Origin of the sequence: Microcystis sp. M144S2, from assembly GCF_020246065.1 — a bacterium.
Classification (GTDB): Bacteria; Cyanobacteriota; Cyanobacteriia; order Cyanobacteriales; family Microcystaceae; genus Microcystis; species Microcystis ichthyoblabe_A.
Genome location: NZ_JADBTR010000130.1, coordinates 1 through 3,410, shown reverse-complemented (window position 1 = coordinate 3,410; position 3,410 = coordinate 1). Strand labels below are relative to the sequence as shown.

General features: G+C 43.2%; 4 protein-coding genes. 2 read left to right on the top strand and 2 right to left on the bottom strand.

The window, feature by feature from the left end; genetic code table 11:
- Positions 1–363, bottom strand: a 363-nt coding sequence (locus IM462_RS15215; protein WP_287714796.1) for a phytoene desaturase family protein, incomplete at its 3' end; no start/stop codon positions are given.
- A 638-nt stretch (positions 364–1,001) separates the two neighbouring features.
- Here IM462_RS15215 and IM462_RS15210 point away from each other — a divergent pair.
- The gene (locus IM462_RS15210; RefSeq protein WP_287715346.1) at positions 1,002–2,831 is read left to right on the top strand and encodes a polysaccharide biosynthesis protein; all 1,830 of its coding nucleotides are present in this window, start codon (positions 1,002–1,004) and stop codon (positions 2,829–2,831) included.
- A gap of 40 nt (positions 2,832–2,871) precedes the next feature.
- Here IM462_RS15210 and IM462_RS15205 read toward each other — a convergent pair whose 3' ends face one another.
- Positions 2,872–3,060 carry a hypothetical protein gene (locus IM462_RS15205; protein WP_287230281.1) on the bottom strand — a complete coding sequence of 63 codons (189 nt, stop codon included), beginning with the start codon at positions 3,058–3,060 and terminating at the stop codon, positions 2,872–2,874.
- 203 nt (positions 3,061–3,263) lie between these two features.
- Between IM462_RS15205 and IM462_RS15200 the strand changes: the two genes are divergently transcribed.
- A partial coding sequence (locus tag IM462_RS15200) for a GTP-binding protein (RefSeq protein ID WP_287714797.1) occupies positions 3,264–3,410 on the top strand: 147 nt, incomplete at its 3' end.

The following is a 3,410-nucleotide window of genomic DNA, read 5'->3' as shown; positions in this document are numbered from 1 at the left end:
TGCGGGAAAATGGCTAATTAATTCCTGTAAAAATTGTTCGTAGTCGCGATGAACTTTTAAGTCTAATCCGTCCGGGAGATGATAATGGATCTGGACGGGATCGGCAATGGTTTCGATACTCATATCCACCGCTGCCAAAGCTTTGGTTAAGAGGTTAGTCGTCCCCTTTTTGCCAAAACCAAAAATCATCGAAGCACCCACATCAAAACGATAACCCTCTCGTTCAAAATAACCCGCGCTGCCCCCCGGAATCAGATAACTCTCTAAAACCAAGACTTTTGCTCCTTTTGCCGCTAATTGCGTCGCTGTCACCAATCCCCCGATTCCCGACCCAATCACGATCGCATCGTACTGATTACTCATAACTTGACTCGATAAATTTTTGTATCAATTCTTGATTGTAACCCTTGACTAGCGGTCAGTTATCGGTTAGTTTGGGGAAGCAAAAAATTTTTAGGGAGCGATGAAAAGTTGCTAAAAGGAAAAAAGTCCGGCTCTCTTATTCTTTGTGTGATCTCGCGTAGCGAGCGCGTTGCGACCAGTTTAACTTACTCTAGAAGCGATCAATCTTTGTGTCCTCTGTGTCTGGAGTGGTTCCCTCCACTCCCTCGCCAGCAGGACTGTATCTTAGAATACATTTTACCCACCAAACCTAAGAGAGCCAAAGTCTTGACAAATCCCGCCGCTTGACATAATTGGATTTAGGTGATATTATCCCCTGGAAAGACGGACAGTGCTACTGTTATAAAAAAAATATTGGCTCTTCTCGTTTCTGTATGGAAGAGAGAAAAATAGGGGTGGTTTTCCGTAAATATATTCTTCAAAGCCTTGCCTAGCAAGACTCGTCCGAATAATAAGCACTGATTACCAGACAAAGTCGAGAGGAGCCAAGTAATTTACCTTAAGATTAATTAATCAATTGGATAATGTATAGAAAACTGGCGAACAAAATCCTTAAATTGGCTAATTACCTATCTAGGTCATCGAAGCGATCTCTTTTAATGATCACCGACTGCCTTGTTTTTTGTCTAACCATCTATCTGGCCTTCTCTCTCAGGTTGAATCTGAGCCTCGAATATCGGGAAATTAGACCTTTTTTAGAGCCAATATTGGTCTTAATTGCCATTAAAACTCTAGTTTTCTATCTCAAAGGTATTTACCGTCCCGTAGTACGTTATACAGGATTAGAGTTTCTTTCCTCCGTACTGCAAGCGGTTCTCTATAGTTCAGGGTTTTTAATCATTCTGGCCTACTTTCAAGGGGATGCCTTTTTGCCGCGTTCAGTCCTGATTATCGACGCATTGTTAACCCTAGTATTGGTTATCGGGGTGAGATTGTTGATTCGTTCTGTCTTTCACCGTCTGAATATTTACGTCAGTAGTGTTGATAGAGAACCGACAATTGTTATCTATGGTGCGGGGGTTGTGGGTCGTCAATTGGCACGTTCCCTACAAAATGACCCCCACTATCGTTTATTGGCCTTTGTTGATGATAATCCCGATTTGCAGCACCGAGTGATCCAAGGCTTTAGGGTTTATCCCCCCTCTCAATTGGCACTACTGCACCAAAAAACAGCCTTTGACTGGGTTATTCTCGCTATTCCTAATGTAGCCAAGGCCAGAAAGCGGCAAATCATCGAAAGTCTAGAAACTTTACCCATCGACATTAAAACCGTTCCTCCCCTCTCAAAAATTTTATCGGGAGAAACGACCATCAATCAGATTCGCAGTGTCGATGTCTCGGAATTATTAGGACGGGAAGAAATTCTACCTCATCCCGAACTTTTTGGAAAAAATGTCACCGGTAAAGCGGTGTTAGTCACCGGGGGTGGTGGTTCCATCGGTTCGGAATTATGCCGACAAATCGCCTTCCTCAAGCCAAAATGCCTGGTAATCTACGAATTAAACGAGTTTTCCCTCTACAAAATCGATCTTGATTTAAGCGAAAATTATAGCGATTTACGCAAGTATGCCTATCTAGGCAATGTTCTCGACCGCAATCATCTAGACCGAGTCATCCAACAACACCAGATTGAGACAATTTATCACACGGCCGCCTATAAGCACGTTCCCCTTGTGGAAGCCAATGCTAGTCAGGGGGTTTACACTAATGTTTGGGGTAGTTTAAATGTCGCTCAGACTGCGATCGAGAATTCGGTTAGTAATTTAGTTCTCATTTCCACCGATAAGGCCGTCAGACCGACTAACATTATGGGGGCCAGTAAACGCTGTGCTGAGTTAGTCGTGCAAGCTTTGGCCGCTTTACCCGACACTTCCACCTGTTGCGCTATCGTCCGCTTTGGCAATGTTCTCGATAGTAGCGGTTCCGTGGTGCCGCGTTTCCGGGAACAAATCGCCCAACGTAAGAATATTACCCTCACCCATCGCGATATTATTCGCTATTTTATGTCTATTCCCGAGGCGGTGCGTTTGGTTATGCAAGCAGGAGCCATGGCCCGAGGGGGTGAGGTATTCCTGTTAGATATGGGTGAACCGGTAAGAATTTACGATTTGGCCCTACAGATGATCCGTTTAAGTGGCTTGGAATTAGGACAAGATATCGATATTGAAATCACGGGATTAAGACCGGGGGAAAAACTCTACGAAGAATTATTAATCGATACCGATAAAGCTCGTCCCACCGCTCACCCAAAGATTTTTTGCGCTAATGAACACTTTCTTGCTTGGGAAAAATTACAAATCAAATTAGAGCAATTGCTTAATTCTATTCAAGTTAATGACCGTCAGGGCTTAGTTAAGTCCCTACAAGATTTAGTTCCCGAATACCGTCCCCCGCAGCAAATGGCAAGTAATTTGTCAAATCAAAAGTGAAAAAGAGGAGTTTTACCTCTCCTCTTGTTGCCAAAATTTATTAATCTAATTGAACCGAATGCTCTTGTTTTAATTGCTTTTGGATAGCTTTTACCGTCTGCTCAATTTTATTGATCCCGCGAGAAGAAGGGCGATTTATTCTATCAGCTAGAGGAGAAGTTTGTTGAATAGCGATGCCTAGATAAAGGGGAAAAGCGAGGGTAAAGGCTAAAAAAAGACGTTGTAACATAATCCACTCCCACAAAAGTTCTTCAGCGATTATTTTAGCCGGCTGAAACTTTTACCAGAATAACGACTAACTAGGAAAATTTCAGCTAGTTTGTGACAGTCCGGCAATTGGTGGGGCAATCCTAAAGAATTAGCGCTGAAACCCTCAACCCTAGACCGAGAGTCTGATACATTGATCTAAGAATATGATCGATCGCCCTATCTATGCATAAAATTCCAGTTACTGTGATCACGGGTTTTCTGGGTGCGGGAAAAACTACCCTCATCCGTCATCTACTGCAAAATAATCAAGGCCGACGGGTGGCCGTTATGGTCAATGAATTCGGAGAAGTGGGAATTGATGGTGATTTA